Below are 15,649 nucleotides of genomic sequence, written 5' to 3' on the forward strand. Positions count from 1 at the left end.
CGCTCAGGAGCGGCGCCGGAAGCGGCGCACCGCCCGGTAGACGCCGTACAGCACCAGCAGCACCGCGGCCCACGGCAGCACCGCGCCCACGATCACCAGCAACCACCGCCCGGCACCGAGCAGCGCGTCCCAGCCGTCCCGCAGCCCGCCCGTGAACCCGGACCGGTCGACGGTCACCGTCGGCTTCTCGACCGTCACCGTCACCGTCGAGAGCGACACCTGGTCCTCGATCGACGCGCGCCGCGACTGCAGCGTCTCCAGCTCCTGCTGGCGCGAGGTCAGCGCGGACTCGGCCGCGATCACCTGATCGGTGGTGTCGGCCCTCGCGAGAATCGCCGTCAGCCGGTCGACGGAGACCTGCGTCGCGCGGATCCGCGCCTCGAGGTCCACGACAGTGCCGGTCACATCCTCGTGCTCGAGCCGGACGGAGCCGACCTCGCCGAGGCCGCCGACCTTCTCCACCAGCTCGTTCACCTTCTCGTTCGGCACGCGGAGCGTCAGTGTCGCCCGGGCCTTCTCGCCGCCCGTCTCGGTGCGCGCGTCGACGCGGCCGCCGAGGCGTTCCGCGGTCGCGGCCAGCTCCGTGGCCACCGACGCCGGGTCCGCGTTCGTCACCTCGACGGTGCCGGTGGTGATCACCTGCCGGTTCGTCGGCGCGGTCATCGGGGTCGACGGTGCGTTCGGCGCCGTCGTGGGCGCCGTCTTCGGGGCGGGGGCGACCATCGGCGCGGCGCCCGTGATGGGCGCGGACTCCGCGGCGCCTCGGCCCCCGGTCTGGGGAGCGGAGGCGTAGGACGGCGAGGACTCGCTGGTGCTGCTCTGGAGCTGGGTCGCGACGACGCCGCCGCCCACGGCCACGACCGCGACGGCGGCTGCCGCGGCGATACCCATCGTCCGGTGCCTGCGCCGCCGACGCCGCGCCTGCAGGTCGTCGCCGACCTCGGTCATCACCGCGGAGTGCATCGCGGCGAGCCGGTCGTCGGTGAGGATGTCGTCGGGGGTGATCCGGGTGGTCATGACTGCTCCCTCAGGGTGCTCAGGTCGGCGCGCAGGCGGCCGCGCAGCCGGGAGACGCGGTTGCGCACGGCGGCGTGGGTCACGCCCACCTCGGCGGCGGCCCGCTCGTACGTCTGTTCGTCCTCCACGCACAGGCGGTAGAGGCGCTGGTCGGTGGGCGACAGTGCGTCCACCGCGGCGGCGATGAGCGCGCGGATCTCCGCGGCGAGCACCTCGTCCTCGGGCGATGGTGCCGCGCCGGGCGGTTCGGCGTCGTCGAGCGGCGCCGCTCTGTCGCGGACCGCCGAGAGGCGCCTGCCCGCGTTGAGCGCGGTGTACCGCGCGGTGGTCAGCAGCCACGGGAGCACCGACTCGTCGACGATCCGCACCGCGTCGATGCGGCGCCAGAGGGTGAGGAAGGTGTCCTGGGCGACTTCCTGCGCGGCGTCGGCGTCGCGCAGGACGGTGTACGCCTGCCAGTAGACGGGGCGCACGTGGCGGTCGTGGATCGCCGCGAACGCCGAGCCGTCGCCGCCCGCGGCGCGGGCGAGGAGGGTCCGGTCCGCGGATTCGTCGGTTCTCATCGTGGACGTCACACCCCCTCTATGTCGCCGGGGCGACCGACCGTCTCACCCGGATCCGACGGTGCTGGTCAGAAGGCCAGGTGGATGCCCTCGCCGTCGACGGTGACCGTCACCGCGGTCAGGTCGTCGACGTGCACGTCGGGGGAGAACCGCGCCGCCTGCGGGCCCACCCCGACCACGCGCATCCCGGCCGCCTTCCCCGCGGCGATGCCGGCCTCGGAGTCCTCGAAGACGATGCAGTCGGCGGGAGCTATGCCGAGCAGTTCCGCGCCGCGGAGGAAGCCCTCGGGGTCGGGCTTGCTGGCGCGCACGTCCTCCGCGGTCACCCGCACCGCCGGCAGCGGAAGGTCCGCGGCGCCCATACGCGCCGTCGACAGCGCCACGTCGGCGGAGGTCACCAGGGCGTGCGGGGCGCCGTCGAGCGCGGCGAGGAAGGCGGGCGCGCCCGCGACGGGCACGATGCCCTCGGTGTCGGCGGTCTCCTGCGCGAGCAGCTCGCGGTTCTCCACGAGGTTGACCTCGACGGGACGGTCGGGCAGCAGCTCCGCCATCGTCGCGTGCCCCTGCCGCCCGTGCGCGACGGCCAGCACCGCGGCCGGATCGAGGCCCTTCTCCCGCGCCCACCGGCTCCAGCACCGTTCCACGACGGCGTGCGAATCGACCAGCGTGCCGTCCATGTCCAGCAGCAGAGCGCGACCGGTGAGCATGCATGTCCTCCTGGGATGGGCGTGTGCGCACCACGATACGGACCGGCCCGGGAGAGGCGGTGCGGATCAGCGGGGGACGACGAGGTCCGGCGACAGCTCCGCGACGCGGGTGGCGCCCGCGAGCCCCATGCCGTGCCGGAGCTCGTCGAGCAGCCCGGTCAGGACCGAGCGGACACCGTCGGCGCCCGAGACGGCCAGGCCCCACAGGACCGGCCGGCCGACGAAGACCGCGTCCGCGCCGAGCGCGAGCGCGGCCAGCGCGTCGAGGCCGTCGCCGTCGACGAGGACGGTCGCCTCGGCGCCGACGGCCGCCGCGACCCGCGGCAGCGCCTGCGCGGGCGCGACCGTGCGGCCCAGCTGCCGGCCCCCGTGATCGCTCACCCACACCCCGGCGGCGCCCGCGTCGACGCACCGTCGGGCCTCGTCGGGGCGCAGCACGCCCTTGACGATCACCGGGAGCCCGGACAGGTCGGCGAGCCGGCCGATGTCGTCGAGGACGGCTCCCGCGTCCTGCTCGATGGCGGCCCACGCGTCGGCGCCGGGCGGCAGGTGCTGGGCGACGTTGACCAGGGCGAGATCGTCGCCCAGCGGCGGCAGCCCGCGGCCCCCGGAGCGGCCCACGTACGGCGTGTCACCGGTGAGGACCAGCGCCGTCGCGCCGGCCGCCGCGGCCCGCTGCACCAGCGCATCGGTGATCGTCCGATCGCGCATGAGGTAGACCTGCTGCCACCACGGCCCGGCGGCCGCCGCGGCGACCTCCTCGATCCGGGTGGTCGCCCGCATGGACAGCACGAACGGGGCGCCGCAGTCCGCCGCCGCGCGGGCCGCCGCCGCCTCGCCCCCGGGATCGACGAGGCGGTGGAACGCCGTCGGGGCCACGCCGATGGGGGAGCGCCACGCGCCGAAGGCGTCCGTCGCGGTGTCGATGGAGCGGACGTCGCGCAGCACCCGCGGCGCGAACCGCCAGCGCTCCCACGGCGACTCGCCGCTGCTCGCGCCGCGCATCAGGTAGGCCCACACGTCGGGCGGGAGCGCCCGCTCCGCGCGCTGCGCGAGTTCGATCATGTCTTCACGATCTCACAGCCGGCGCTACTGCGGGTTCCGGAGCGGCGCAGGCACGGCGGGACTAGGCTCGGGGGTATGACGAGGTTCAGCCCCCTCGAATGGCCCGTGCTGCGGCAGCTCCGCTCCGGGGACGTCTTCGGCCGCGGCCCGGCCGTCGAGTCCCCGCGTACCCGCGCGCTCGAGCCGCGCACGAAGACCGCCGACCGCGTGGTGCAGAGCGTCTGCCCGTTCTGCGCCGTCGGCTGCGGCCAGAAGGTCTACGTCAAGGACGAGAAGGTCATCCAGATCGAGGGCGACCCGGATTCGCCCATCTCCCGGGGGCGGCTGTGCCCCAAGGGCTCCTCGAGCGAGCAACTGGTGAACAACCCGCTGCGGCAGACGAAGATCCGCTACCGCGCGCCGTACGCCACCGAGTGGCAGGACCTCGACCGGGACACCGCGATCGACATGATCGCGGACCGGTTCGTGGAGGCGCGGCGGCACGGCTGGCAGGACTTCGACGAGCACGGGCGGCCGCTGCGCCGCACCATGGGCATCGCCTCACTCGGCGGCGCGACGCTCGACAATGAGGAGAACTACCTCATCAAGAAGCTGTTCACCGCCGCGGGCGCCATCCAGATCGAGAACCAGGCGCGCATATGACACTCCGCCACGGTTCCCGGTCTGGGAGCCTCGTTCGGGCGCGGCGGCGCCACCCAGTCCCTGCAGGACATGGCCAACGCGGACTGCATCGTGCTCATGGGCGGCAACATGGCCGAGGCGCACCCCGTCGGATTCCAGTGGGTCGCTGAGGCGAAGGCCCGCGGCGCGCGGGTGATCCACGTGGACCCGCGGTTCACGCGGACCTCCGCGGTGGCGGACCGGCACGTGCCGATCCGTGCGGGCTCCGACATCGTGCTGCTCGGTGGGCTCATCAACCACGTGCTCGCCACCGACGCGTACTTCCACGACTACGTCGTGGCGTACACCAACGCGGCGGAGATGGTCGGCGAGGACTACCGCGACACGGAGGATCTCGACGGCCTGTTCTCGGGATTCGACCCGGAGACGGGCACGTACGACCAGGCGACGTGGCAGTACGCCGACGGGCGCGACGAGACGCTGCAGGACCCGCGGACCGTCTTCCAGGTGCTGCGCCGCCACTACGCGCGCTACACCCCGGAGGTGGTGGCCGACATGTGCGGCATCTCGCCGGCCGAGTTCACCTACCTGGCGGACTCGATCACGAGCAACTCCGGGCGCGAGCGCACGACGTGCTTCGGCTACGCCACCGGCTGGACGCAGCACACGATGGGTGCGCAGTTCATCCGCACCGCCGCGATCCTGCAGCTGCTCCTCGGCAACGTCGGGCGGCCGGGCAGCGGCATCATGGCGCTGCGCGGGCACGCCAGCATCCAGGGCTCGACCGACATCCCCACGCTGTTCAACCTGCTGCCCGGCTACCTGCCGATGCCCTCGGTCGGCAAGCACGACACCCTGGCCGACTACATCGCGTCGGTCCGGCCGGGCACGGGCAAGGGCTACTGGCAGTACGCCGATGCCTACATGATCAGCATGCTCAAGGCCTGGTACGGCGACGCGGCGACCGCCGAGAACGACTTCGCCTACGACTACCTACCGAAGCTGAACGGCCCCGCCGGCACCTACCAGACCGCCGTCGACATGCTGGACGGGAAGGTCGACGGGTACTTCGTGCTCGGCCAGAACCCCGCCGTCGGCTCCGCGAACGGGCGGCAGCAGCGCATGGGCATGGCGAAGCTGAAATGGCTCGTGGTCCGCGATCTCAACATGATCGAGTCGGCCACGTGGTGGAAGGACGGCCCGGAGATCGCCTCGGGCGAGCTGCGTACCGAGGACATCGGCACCGAGGTCTTCTTCATGCCCGCCGCCACGCACGTCGAGAAGGCCGGCTCGTTCACACAGACCCAGCGGATGCTGCAGTGGCGCCACCAGGCCGTGCAGCCGCCGGGCCAGGCGCAGAGCGAGCTCGACTTCTTCTACGAGCTCGGTCTCCGGATCCGGGAGCGCCTCGCGGGCTCGACCGACGAGCGCGATCGCCCGCTGCTCGACCTCACCTGGGACTACCCGCCGGACGCGCACGGCAACCCCGATCCCGAGGCGGTGCTTTCGGAGATCAACGGCCGCTTCGTCTCCGGGCCCGACGCGGGGCGCAACCTCACGTCGTACACGCAGTTGAAGGCGGACGGTTCGACGATCGCGGGCTGCTGGATCTACACGGGCGTGTACGCCGACGGTGCCAACCACGCCGCGCGGCGCGTGCCCCAGGGCGGCGGCGGGATCACGCAGTCCGAATGGGGCTGGGTGTGGCCCGCCGATCGCCGGATGCTCTACAACCGGGCGTCGGCCGATCCGCAGGGCCGGCCGTGGAGCGAGCGCAAGAAGTACCTCTGGTGGGACGAGGCCGCCGGCCGCTGGGCCGGGCCCGACGTCCCGGACTTCCCGGCCACGCTGGCCCCCGGCACCGTCCCCGACCCCGGCGCGACGGGCGCCGAGGCCCTCGCCGGCGACGATCCGTTCATCATGCAGTCCGACGGCAAGGGCTGGCTCTTCGCGCCGACGGGCCTGGTCGACGGTCCGCTGCCGACGCACTACGAGGCGCAGGAATCGCCGGTGCGGAACGCGATCCACCCGCAGCAGCAGGCCCCCGCCCGGGTGCTGTTCCCGCGCGAGGACAACCTGGACGCGCCCAGCGCGGGCGACCCGGGGGCGGACGTCTACCCGTACGTTTTCACCACCTACCGGCTCACCGAGCACCACACCGCGGGCGGCATGAGCCGCTGGTCGCCGTACCTGGCGGAGCTGCAGCCGGAGATGTTCTGCGAGGTCTCGCCGGGACTCGCCGCCGAGTGCGGCCTGGAGAACGAGGGCTGGGCGACGATCATCTCGCCCCGCGCCGCGATCGAGTGCCGTGTGTTGGTCACCGAGCGGATGCGGCCGCTGACCGTCGGCGGGCGCACCGTCCACCAGGTCGGCCTGCCGTATCACTGGGGCGTCGGCAGCGACGCCGTCGTGACCGGCGACGCCGCGAACGACCTGATCGGGGTCACACTGGACCCGAACACGCAGATCCAGGAGTCGAAGGTGGGCTCCTGCACGGTGATCGCGGGCCGCCGGCCGCGCGGCGCGGCGCTCGAGGAGCTGGTGCAGAGCTACCGGGACCGGGCGGGCGTCACCGTCGAGACGGACAACGTGCGGCTGACGCCGCCGAGGGAGGCCTGATGGGACAGCTGACCGGCCCCACCGACCCGAGCGCCGACGCGCACTGGCACGTGCACGAGGCCCGGCGGGGGTTCTTCACGGACACGTCCATCTGCATCGGCTGCAAGGCGTGCGAGGTGGCCTGCAAGGAGTGGAACCGCAACCCGCGCGACGGTGACCTCGAGCTCACGGGCATGTCGTACGACAACACGGTCGCGCTCGGCGCCAGCACCTGGCGGCACGTCGCCTTCATCGAGCAGGATCGCGAGCGCATCGAGCAGGCCCGCGAATCCGGCCGCGCCCTCGTCGGTCTCGGCATGCCCGCGGTGCGCGGCGCCGCCCCGGCGAGCGAGGAGATGCCGGCCTGGGGCGAGGCGGACGTCACCCCGCCCGACACCCCCGAGTTCCGCTGGCTCATGTCCTCCGACGTGTGCAAGCACTGCACGCACGCCGGGTGTCTCGACGTGTGCCCGACCGGCGCCATGATGCGCACCGAGTTCGGCACCGTCGTCGTGCAGAACGACATCTGCAACGGCTGCGGCACGTGCGTCGCGGGCTGCCCGTTCGGCGTCGTCGAGCGGCGCAGCGACGGCACCGTCGCCCCGACGGTCCGCGAGGGGCACCGCAAGGGCGAGCAGCCCCCGGTCGACAACCGCGGCATCGCCCAGAAGTGCACCCTCTGCTACGACCGGCTCCGCGACGACGAGACGCCGGCGTGCGCCAAGACCTGCCCCACCACGTCGATCAAGTTCGGCGAGCGTGAGGAGATGGTGGCGACGGCCCGCGAGCGCGTCGCGCAGCTGCACGCCCAGGGCATGACCGAGGCGCGGCTCTACGGCGCGAACGACGACGACGGGGTGGGCGGCACCGGTTCGGTGTTCCTGCTGCTCGATGAGCCGGAGGTCTACGGGCTGCCGCCCGACCCGCGGGTGTGCACCGCCGACCTCATGACCATGTACAAGCGCGCCGGCACCGCCGCGGCCGGCATGATCGCCGCGGCCGCGGTCTCCTTCCTCTCGGCGCGGAAGAAGGGCCGCCGGTGACCAGTTCCGAGTTCGACCAGTTCCGTCCGCCCCGGCCCGAGCGCCGCGGCAAGCGCGGTGACGGCAAGCGCGATGGTGCGCCGAAACGGCGCCGGCCCGACGACGTCATGGTGCCCGAGGCCGTGATCGAGCACGTCGACAGCTACTACGGCCACCCGATCGTGAAGCCGCCGCCGTGGGAGGCGCCCGTCGGCGCGTACCTCGTCCTCGGCGGTATCGCGGGCGGCTCCGGCCTGCTCGCCGCGGGGGCGCAGCTCGCCGGGTATCCCGCGCTGCGGCGCAACGCCCGCCTCGCCGGCCTGGGGGCCGCGGGCGTCGGCGCGCTCGCGCTGGTCGTGGATCTCGGCCGGCCGGAACGCTTCCTGCACATGATGCGCACCTTCAAGGTGACCTCGCCCATGAGCGTCGGCTCATGGATCCTCTCCGGCTACAGCGGCATGATCGGCGTCGCCGCCGCGGCGGAGGTCGACCGCCTCCTCGGCGAGCGGCTCCCGCTCGGCCCGCTGCGGACGGTGCTCCGGTTCGGCGAGGCGCCCGCCGGGCTCGGCGCGGCCGTCTTCGCGACCCCGCTCGCCGCGTACACGGCGGTCCTCCTCGCGGACACGGCGATGCCCACGTGGAACGCCGCCTACAAGGATCTGCCCTTCGTCTTCGTCAGCTCGGCGAGCCTCGCCGCCGGCGGCCTGGCGCTCGTCACCACCCCGGCCGCGGAGGCGGCACCCGCTCGCAACCTCGCGGTGCTCGGCGTCATCGGCGACGTGGCCGCCACGCGGATCATGGAGTCCCGCATGGACCCCGTGGCCGCCGAGCCCCTGCACCACGGCACGCCCGGGAAGCTCATGCGCTGGGCGGAGCGCCTCGCGATCGCCGGGGGCGTGGGCGCGCTGCTCACGGGCGGTCGCCGGGGTCGGGTCCGACGGGGCCTCGCCGCCCTGTCCGGCGGCGCGCTCGTCGCGGCCTCGGCCTGCACCCGGTTCGGCGTCTTCGAGGCCGGCCTGGAATCGGCCAAGGACCCGCGCTACACGATCGAGCCGCAGAAGCGGCGCCTCGCCGCCCGGCGCGCGGCCGGGAACACGGGCGACTCGATCACCGGATGACGATGCGCCCGGCCGGCCCGGCGACGGTACGGCCGATCACGGGGTAGCCGGGCACCTCGCCGACCACCAGCAGGCCGCCGGAGGTCTGCGCGTCGGCGAGGTACAGCAGGTCGTCCTCCTCGGCGCCGGCGGCGTCGAGGTGCGGGGCGACCCAATCGAGGTTGCGGCGCGTGCCGCCGGAGACGAAGCCGTCCCGCAGGGCCTCCCGAGCACCGTCGACCAGCGGTACCGCGGCGGCGTCGATCTCCGCCCCGACGCCGGAGGCCCGGCACATCTTGAACAGGTGACCGAGCAGGCCGAAGCCGGTGACGTCCGTGGCCGCGCGGGCGCCCGCCTCGAGGGCCGCGGCCGCGGCGTCGCGGTTGAGCGCCGTCATGGTCGCGATCGCGGCCTCGAAGACCTCGCCGGTGCGCTTGTGCCGGTTGTTGAGCAGGCCCACGCCGAGGGGCTTGGTCAGGGTCAGCGGCAGTCCGGCGGCGGCGGCGTCGTTGCGCAGCAACCGGTCCGGGTGCGCGACACCGGTCACGGCCATGCCGTACTTGGGCTCCGGATCGTCGATGCTGTGCCCGCCGATGACGGGGCACCCGGCCTCCTGCGCGACAGCCAGGCCGCCGCGCAGCACCTCGGTCATGAGCTCCATCGGCAGCCGCTCGCGGGGCCAGCCGACCAGGTTGATCGCCATCACCGGCCGGCCGCCCATCGCGTAGACGTCGGAGAGCGCGTTGGCGGCGGCGATGCGGCCCCAGTCGAAGGCGTCGTCCACGACGGGGGTGAAGAAGTCGGCCGTGGAGAGCACGGCGAGGTCGTCGGAGAGCCGGACCGCGGCGGCGTCGTCACCGTCGTCCAGCCCGACGAGAACGTCCGGCGCCACCTGGCCCTGCAGACCCCGGACCGCGTCCTCGAGCTCGCCCGGCGGGATCTTGCAGGCGCAGCCGCCGCCGTGTGCGAAGGAGGTGAGCCGGGCGATCTCGTCGGTCATGATCCCACCGTAGCCCCGCGCCGCCCGCGGCCTCCGGGGGACCGACGCCCTCCGGGGCACGGGGGCACGGCCCGGCGGCTATGTTGGTCGGTGGAGGTGTCCGGGTTCCTGGTGGGCCCCCCGGTCTTCAAAACCGGTGAGGTCGAGTATCTCGGCCTGGCGGGTTCGATTCCCGTCCACCTCCGCCAAGCGTCCGCGCGCCGCGGGACGACTCCGGAGCCACGAGGAGGACGGATGACGGACCCCCGCAGGCGGATTCCCCGCACCGACCACCTCCTCGCCGCGCCGTCCATCGCGGCCGCTGCCACGCGGCTCGGCGAGCGCCGGGTGCGCGGCGCCGTCGCCGCCGCCCAGGAGGCCGCGCGCCGCGGGGAGCTCGCGCCGGAGGACGTCGCGGGCGCCGTCGAGCGGGAGCTCGCGGGAGCGTCGCCGGCCTCGCTGCGTCCCGTGCTCAACGCCACCGGTGTCGTGGTGCACACCAACCTCGGCCGCGCGCCGCTATCGGCGGCGGCGGTCGCGGCCCTCGTCGACGCCGCCGGGTACACCGACGTCGAGCTGGACCTGGGCACCGGCGCGCGGAGCAAGCGCGGCGTCGCCGCGCGGGCGGCGCTGCTCGCGGCGTGCCCCGCCGCGGAGGAGGCGCTCGTGGTCAACAACGGCGCCGCCGCCCTGGTCCTCGCCACCACGGCGCTCGCCGCCGGCCGTGAGGTGGTCATCAGCCGGGGCGAGCTCATCGAGATCGGCGCGGGATTCCGGCTGCCGGACCTCATCGCCTCCACGGGCGCCCGGTTGCGCGAGGTCGGTACGACGAACCGCACCCACGCCCGCGACTACGCCGAGGCGATCGGCCCCGAGACCGGGTGCGTGCTCAAGGTGCACCCCAGCAACTTCCGCGTCGAGGGCTTCACCGCCGACGTGCCCCTCGCCGAGCTCCGCGCCGTGTGCGGCGACGTCCCGCTCGTCATGGACCTCGGCAGCGGCCTCCTCGCCGCGGACCCCGCCCTGCCCGGTGAACCCGACGCCGCCTCCGCGCTCGCGGCGGGTGCCGACGTCGTGACGGCCAGCGGCGACAAACTGCTCGGCGGTCCCCAGGCCGGGATCCTGCTCGGCCGCGCGGAACTCGTCTCCCGGCTCGCGAAGCATCCCCTCGCGCGGGCCGTCCGCGCCGACAAGCTCGTGCTCGCCGCGTTGGAGGCCACCGTCGGTGGGCCCGAGGCGCCCGTCCTCGCCTCCCTGCACGCCGACCCCGAGGACCTGCACCGGCGCGCGGAGCGCCTCGCCGCCCGCGTGGGCGGCACCGTCGTCCCGCACGACGGGCGTGTCGGCGGTGGCGGGGCACCGGGAGTGCCGTTGCCCGGCTGGGCTGTTCGTCTGCCGGAGTCGCTCGCGGCCCCGCTGCGCGCCGGGGACCCGCCCGTTCTCCCGCGTCTGTCCGACGGTGCGTGCTTGCTCGACCTGCGCTGCGTGCCCGAGGAGGCGGATGCGACGGTCGCGGAGGCGGTGCTCGCGTGCACGTCGTAGCCACCGCGGGCCACGTCGACCACGGCAAGTCCACGCTGGTCCGCGCGCTCACCGGGATCGAGCCGGACCGCTGGGCCGAGGAGCAGCGCCGCGGCCTCACCATCGACCTCGGATTCGCCTGGACCGCACTGCCGTCCGGCCGCGAGCTGGCCTTCGTCGACGTGCCCGGTCACGAGCGCTTCCTCGGCAACATGCTCGCCGGTCTCGGGCCCGTCCCGGTGGTGTGCTTCGTGATCGCCGCCGACGAGGGCTGGAGCGCGCAGTCCGACGATCACCGGGACGCGGTGGCGGCCCTGGGGATCGAGTACGGCCTCATCGTGATCACCAAGACCGACCGGGCGCCCGACGCGGTCGCCGCCGTGACCGCCCGGGCCCGCCGTGAGCTGGCCGGTACCGGGCTCGCGGGGGCCCCGGTCGTCGCCGTCTCCGCCGTCACCGGCGACGGGCTCGGCGAGCTGCGGGCCGCGCTCGACACCGTCCTCGCGGACGTGCCGCTGCCCGATCCGGATGCCCGCGTGCGGATCTGGATCGACCGCGCGTTCACCGTCGTGGGCGCCGGCACCGTCGTGACCGGCACGGTGGCGGCGGGCACGGTGCGCGTGGGCGACGAGCTGGAACTGCTCGGCGCGCGCGGCACCCGTCGGGTGACGGTGCGCGGGCTGCAGCGGCACAGCGCATCCGCGGACGCGGTGGGGCCGGTCTCGCGTGTCGCGCTGAACCTGCGCGGGGTCGCGGTCAACGAGATCCACCGCGGCGACGCCCTGCTCACGCCCGGGCAGTGGCGTGCCACCGGTGTCGTGGACGTGCGGGTCGCACCGTCGGACCCGGACGCGGCCGTGCCCGTGTGGCTCACCGTGCACGCGGGCACCGCCGCCGTCCCCGCCCGCGTCCGTCCGTTCGACGGTGACCACGCCCGGCTCACGCTGTCGCGGGAGCTGCCGCTCGTGCTCGGCGACCCGCTGGTGCTGCGGGATCCGGGGGAGAAGCGGATCGTCGGTGGCGCGCGGGTGCTCGACGCGGACCCGCCGCCGCTGCGCCGCCGCGGCGACGGCGCCCGCCGAGCCGACGCCCTCGCGGGCCGGGGATCCGCCGGGGACCTCCTCGCCGAGGTCGCGCGCTGGGGCGCCGTGCGGCGCGATCGCCTGGACGACCTCGGCTTCGGCGCGGACGTCCCGGACGGCGTGCGAGTGATCGGGCCGTGGTGGGTGCACGAGGCCGCGCTCGACGCCTGGCAGGCCCGCCTGCGCGGTCTCGTGGCCGACCTGCACGAGCGGGATCCGCTCGCCGCCGGACTGTCGCTGGGCGCCGCGCGCGAAGGGCTCGACCTGCCCGATCCGGCGCTGCTGCCCGCAGTCGTCGACGGTGCCGGGCTCGAAGCGGAGGGCGGGCGGCTCGCGTTGCCGGGGCACCGCACGGACCTGGGGCCGGCGGAGCCCGCCGTGGCGGAGGTCGAGCGCCGTCTCGCGGAGGCGCCCTTCGCCGCGCCGGAGGCCGACGACCTGGCGGCGCTGCGGCTCGGGGCCCGGGAACTCGCCGCGGCCGAGCGGGCGGGGCGGCTGCTGCGGCTGGCGGACGGAATCGTCCTGGCGCCGCGCGCCCCCGCACTCGCGATGCGGGATCTCGCGCGGCTGCCGCAGCCCTTCACCGTCTCGCAGGCGCGGCAGGCGCTGGGCACCAGCCGCCGGGTGGCCGTGCCGCTGCTGGAGTTGCTCGACGGCCGCGGATGGACGCGCCGCCTCGACGCGGGGCGCCGCGAAGTCGCGCGCTGACGCCACACCGGAATGTGCCCCGGCACACAGTGTCCCCGGTCACACTTTAGCTCATCACTTAAAGATTGGCGGCACGGCGGCGCGACCGGGAGACTCTTGGTCATGACCAATTACCGTGATTTCAAGAGCCTCACCGCCGACCCGACCGCCGGCACCGTCTACGCCCGCCTCGCCGACATCCACGAGGACGCCGCGAAGCCCACCGCCGCGCCGCGCTCCGGATTCGCCGCCGCCGGCCTGCGTGCCGCGATGCAGCGTTTCGTGACCGCCAACCCCGAGTACACCGGCCCCGCCGCGCTGCGCTTCTGATCCACCGCTCGACCCCTCAGGCGCGGTGGCCGCGCACCAGCCGGTCACCGTCCGGCGTGCGCCGGTAGAGCACCTCGCGCCCGCTCCGGGCCCGGTCGACGAGACCGTTCTCGTGGAGCACGCGCAGGCTCTGGGACGCCGCCGACGGCGTCACCTCGAGCCGCCGCGCCAACTCGCTGACCGCCACCGGTTCGTCCAGGGCGTGCAGCACGTCCGCCTTCGCCCCGCCGATGAGACGCCGCAGTGCGCCCGGCGGAACCTCGCGCATCGACTCCATCAGGGTCGCGCTGCCGCGCGCCGGGTAGCCGGCGTGCGGCACTGCAGTCTCCGGGGAGTGCGCGCTGACGAGGCGGGTGAGGAAGACGCTCGGAATCAGGATGAGCCCACGCCCGGCGGAGGCGTACTCGCCGGATCGCGTGTACGCCAGGTCCAGGCGCAACCGCCCGTCACGATCCCACGCCAGGTTCGGATTGAGCGAGGCGAACAGCTGCGTCGGCCCGCCGATCGCCAGCTCCCGGCCGCGGAACGTGATGTCCGACTCCAGGATCCGGTTCACGGACGGCCAGATCGGGGCGATCACCACCCGGTGGTACCGCTCCAGCGCCCCCGCGATGCGCGGCCCCGCCCGCTCGGGGTCGTCGAGGAGCCGCGCCAGCGCGGGCGACGGATCCCCGCCCTCCCGCAGCTCGTCCAGCTGCGCGTGGATCAGCGCCGGATCGGTGGCCGCGATGGCCGTCAAGCCCTCGTCGAGCGACGGCCGCGAGTCCCCGAGCGGCGGCATCGGCGTCAGGAAGTCCGGAATCGCGTTCCCCGAGGGTGCCACCAGTGCGCTGACGAGCCGGTGGTCGTACCGGTCGCGCTGCGCCTGCGCGTTGCTGCGCCAGCGCTGCAGGTGCGCGGAGCTGTCGTGCGTCGTGTTCAGGTGGAACAGGCTCAGCGACGTCTCGTTCATCGGCGCCAGAACGAAACGCACGTCCGACAGATCGCGGACGTCGAGTACGTAGGTGAGCATGAGACGCCCAGCTTAGGGGCGCACCGGGCCCGCCGCCCCCGGTTCACGACTTAACAGCGTTAGTCAAGAAGGTTTCCTGGGGATTCGTGTGCGGCGAGTGCTTGCTACCCGGCGGTAGTTACCGTGTCCGGCTCATCAGCCGTAGGAGCGCGGGCCCGAGGAGCGGTGCCGTCAACGCCCGGATCATCAGATCCTGCACGGCCAGATGCACGCGGCTGGGCGGCGCGAAGCGCGCCATCCCGGCGCGGGCCCGCCGTTGGTGCTTCGTGACCTCCGGTCGCAGCCCGTCCTCCCATGTGCGGCGAGCGGCCGCGACGTCGCCCGGGTGATCCGCGAGTGCGCGCCCCAAGCGGTCGGCGCCCGCCAGCGCGAGACCGGCGCCGTGGCCCGCGAACAGGGAGACGCACCACGCCGCATCGCCCACCAGCACCACGCGTCCGCGGCTCCACGCGTCCATGACGACCTGGCTCACGGAGTCGAAGTAGGCGCCGTCGGTGCCTGCGGCCCGGAGAGCCGCATCGTGTACCCGGCCGGTGAGGTCGCCGAAGTGCGCGGCGACGGCCGTGGCGGGGGAGCCGGCCGGGTCGGCGTCCGCGGTGCGGTAGGTGAAGAACGCCGACGGCGCGTGGTCGCGCGGCCGGAAGACGGCCGCGGTGCGCCCGACGTCGATGAAGGTGCTCGCGGTCTGTGCGGGCAGGCCTTCCGGAGCCTCGTCCAGCGGGAAGGCCGCCACCGCGTGCCGCAGGTCGCGGACGTACTCCTGCTCCGGCCCGAAGGCGAGCTCGCGCACCCCGGAGTGCAGGCCGTCGGCGCCGACGAGCAGATCGGCGTCGTGGACGCTGCCGTCGCTGAGCGTCACGCGGAGCGGACCGTCGGCGTCGTCGATCGCGGCGACCGTCGTGCCGAACCGGACCTCCACCGCGTCGTCGATCTCCTCCCACAGCGCGTCCTCGAGGTCGCCGCGGAAGACGGTCAGCGCGCGCGAGCCCAGCGACTGCTCGGCGAGTGCGGCGGGCATGGCGAGCTTCGTGGAGCCGTCCGCGCGGACCAGGAGCGAGGTGAAGATCCCCTGGTCCCGGGCGCGCAGGGCGGGCACGAGCCCCAGGTCCTCGGCCGCGTCGAAACCGGGGCCGAGGAGATTCACCAGGTAGCCGTCGGTTCGACGGGCCGGTGCACGCTCCGCGACGAGGACGCGGTGCCCGTCGCGATGCAGCCGGAGCGCGGTCGCGAGGCCGGCGATCCCGGCGCCGGCGATGACGACCCGCAGGGCGTGGTCGGTGGGTCCCGGCATGCTGTCCTCCTGGTTTGAGCGTCCGTTCATACCGAGTATGAGCGAATGTTCATAGTT

Annotated in this window: 13 protein-coding genes and 1 tRNA gene; 7 read left to right on the forward strand and 7 right to left on the reverse strand. The window is 74.3% G+C overall.

Going from position 1 to position 15,649, the window contains the following annotated elements; translation table 11 throughout:
* Positions 1-3 precede the first annotated feature (3 nt).
* The 4 genes from BLW32_RS07255 to BLW32_RS07270 all read right to left on the reverse strand — a co-directional run bounded on the left by BLW32_RS07255 (position 4) and on the right by BLW32_RS07270 (position 3,352).
* The gene (locus tag BLW32_RS07255; RefSeq protein WP_068741084.1) at positions 4-1,017 is read right to left on the reverse strand and encodes a DUF4349 domain-containing protein; all 1,014 of its coding nucleotides are present in this window, start codon (positions 1,015-1,017) and stop codon (positions 4-6) included.
* A complete protein-coding gene (locus BLW32_RS07260; protein ID WP_068741085.1) occupies positions 1,014-1,580 on the reverse strand; it encodes an RNA polymerase sigma factor in 567 nt (188 codons plus the stop codon). The genes BLW32_RS07255 and BLW32_RS07260 overlap by 4 nt, the downstream gene beginning before the upstream one ends.
* Before the next feature lie 68 nt (positions 1,581-1,648).
* Positions 1,649-2,287 (reverse strand): HAD-IA family hydrolase, encoded by a 639-nt coding sequence (locus BLW32_RS07265; RefSeq protein WP_068524507.1) that lies wholly within the window; start codon positions 2,285-2,287, stop codon positions 1,649-1,651.
* A 66-nt stretch (positions 2,288-2,353) separates the two neighbouring features.
* Positions 2,354-3,352: an alpha-hydroxy acid oxidase gene (locus BLW32_RS07270; protein WP_068741086.1), complete on the reverse strand. Its 999-nt coding sequence runs from the start codon at positions 3,350-3,352 to the stop codon at positions 2,354-2,356.
* A 75-nt stretch (positions 3,353-3,427) separates the two neighbouring features.
* Between BLW32_RS07270 and fdnG the strand changes: the two genes are divergently transcribed.
* Genes fdnG through nrfD form a run of 3 tightly spaced genes read left to right on the forward strand, consistent with a single transcriptional unit; the run spans position 3,428 to position 8,711 of the window.
* Positions 3,428-6,592, forward strand: a complete 3,165-nt coding sequence (gene fdnG / locus BLW32_RS07280) for a formate dehydrogenase-N subunit alpha (protein ID WP_197726957.1) — start codon at positions 3,428-3,430, stop codon at positions 6,590-6,592.
* Positions 6,592-7,614 (forward strand): 4Fe-4S dicluster domain-containing protein, encoded by a 1,023-nt coding sequence (locus BLW32_RS07285; RefSeq protein ID WP_068524511.1) that lies wholly within the window; start codon positions 6,592-6,594, stop codon positions 7,612-7,614. Before fdnG ends, BLW32_RS07285 begins: the two co-directional genes overlap by 1 nt.
* A complete protein-coding gene (nrfD, locus tag BLW32_RS07290; protein ID WP_068741088.1) occupies positions 7,611-8,711 on the forward strand; it encodes an NrfD/PsrC family molybdoenzyme membrane anchor subunit in 1,101 nt (366 codons plus the stop codon). Before BLW32_RS07285 ends, nrfD begins: the two co-directional genes overlap by 4 nt.
* Here nrfD and selD read toward each other — a convergent pair.
* Entirely contained in the window at positions 8,701-9,690 is a 990-nt protein-coding gene (selD, locus tag BLW32_RS07295) for a selenide, water dikinase SelD (RefSeq protein WP_068524513.1), read from the reverse strand. The genes nrfD and selD overlap by 11 nt on opposite strands.
* A 92-nt stretch (positions 9,691-9,782) precedes the next feature.
* Between selD and BLW32_RS07300 the strand changes: the two genes are divergently transcribed.
* The 4 genes from BLW32_RS07300 to BLW32_RS07315 all read left to right on the forward strand — a co-directional run bounded on the left by BLW32_RS07300 (position 9,783) and on the right by BLW32_RS07315 (position 13,289).
* Positions 9,783-9,878, forward strand: a tRNA-Sec gene (locus BLW32_RS07300).
* Between the two features lie 46 nt (positions 9,879-9,924).
* Positions 9,925-11,211 carry an L-seryl-tRNA(Sec) selenium transferase gene (gene selA, locus BLW32_RS07305; RefSeq protein WP_068741089.1) on the forward strand — a complete coding sequence of 429 codons (1,287 nt, stop codon included), beginning with the start codon at positions 9,925-9,927 and terminating at the stop codon, positions 11,209-11,211.
* Positions 11,199-12,980, forward strand: a complete 1,782-nt coding sequence (gene selB / locus BLW32_RS07310) for a selenocysteine-specific translation elongation factor (RefSeq protein WP_068741090.1) — start codon at positions 11,199-11,201, stop codon at positions 12,978-12,980. Before selA ends, selB begins: the two co-directional genes overlap by 13 nt.
* A gap of 102 nt (positions 12,981-13,082) precedes the next feature.
* Entirely contained in the window at positions 13,083-13,289 is a 207-nt protein-coding gene (locus BLW32_RS07315; RefSeq protein WP_068524516.1) for a hypothetical protein, read from the forward strand.
* A 16-nt stretch (positions 13,290-13,305) separates the two neighbouring features.
* Here BLW32_RS07315 and BLW32_RS07320 read toward each other — a convergent pair whose 3' ends face one another.
* On the reverse strand, positions 13,306-14,301 hold the full coding sequence (locus BLW32_RS07320; RefSeq protein ID WP_068524517.1) for an ArsR/SmtB family transcription factor: 996 nt from the start codon (positions 14,299-14,301) through the stop codon (positions 13,306-13,308).
* A 118-nt stretch (positions 14,302-14,419) separates the two neighbouring features.
* Positions 14,420-15,592 (reverse strand): FAD-dependent oxidoreductase, encoded by a 1,173-nt coding sequence (locus BLW32_RS07325; protein WP_068741091.1) that lies wholly within the window; start codon positions 15,590-15,592, stop codon positions 14,420-14,422.
* Positions 15,593-15,649: the final 57 nt, after the last annotated feature.

It is taken from the genome of Tsukamurella tyrosinosolvens (genome assembly GCF_900104775.1).
GTDB classification, from domain to species: Bacteria; Actinomycetota; Actinomycetes; order Mycobacteriales; family Mycobacteriaceae; genus Tsukamurella; species Tsukamurella tyrosinosolvens.

Excerpts from the sequence above, each read along its gene's own strand:
- BLW32_RS07315 (WP_068524516.1), top strand. The coding sequence starts at position 13,083 with ATGACCAATTACCGTGATTTCAAGAGCCTCACCGCCGACCCGACCGCC.
- BLW32_RS07270 (WP_068741086.1), bottom strand. The coding sequence starts at position 3,352 with ATGATCGAACTCGCGCAGCGCGCGGAGCGGGCGCTCCCGCCCGACGTG.
- BLW32_RS07260 (WP_068741085.1), bottom strand. The coding sequence starts at position 1,580 with ATGAGAACCGACGAATCCGCGGACCGGACCCTCCTCGCCCGCGCCGCG.
- BLW32_RS07325 (WP_068741091.1), bottom strand. The coding sequence starts at position 15,592 with ATGCCGGGACCCACCGACCACGCCCTGCGGGTCGTCATCGCCGGCGCC.
- BLW32_RS07265 (WP_068524507.1), bottom strand. The coding sequence starts at position 2,287 with ATGCTCACCGGTCGCGCTCTGCTGCTGGACATGGACGGCACGCTGGTC.
- BLW32_RS07255 (WP_068741084.1), bottom strand. The coding sequence starts at position 1,017 with ATGACCACCCGGATCACCCCCGACGACATCCTCACCGACGACCGGCTC.
- BLW32_RS07320 (WP_068524517.1), bottom strand. The coding sequence starts at position 14,301 with ATGCTCACCTACGTACTCGACGTCCGCGATCTGTCGGACGTGCGTTTC.
- BLW32_RS07285 (WP_068524511.1), top strand. The coding sequence starts at position 6,592 with ATGGGACAGCTGACCGGCCCCACCGACCCGAGCGCCGACGCGCACTGG.
- selD (WP_068524513.1), bottom strand. The coding sequence starts at position 9,690 with ATGACCGACGAGATCGCCCGGCTCACCTCCTTCGCACACGGCGGCGGC.
- selA (WP_068741089.1), top strand. The coding sequence starts at position 9,925 with ATGACGGACCCCCGCAGGCGGATTCCCCGCACCGACCACCTCCTCGCC.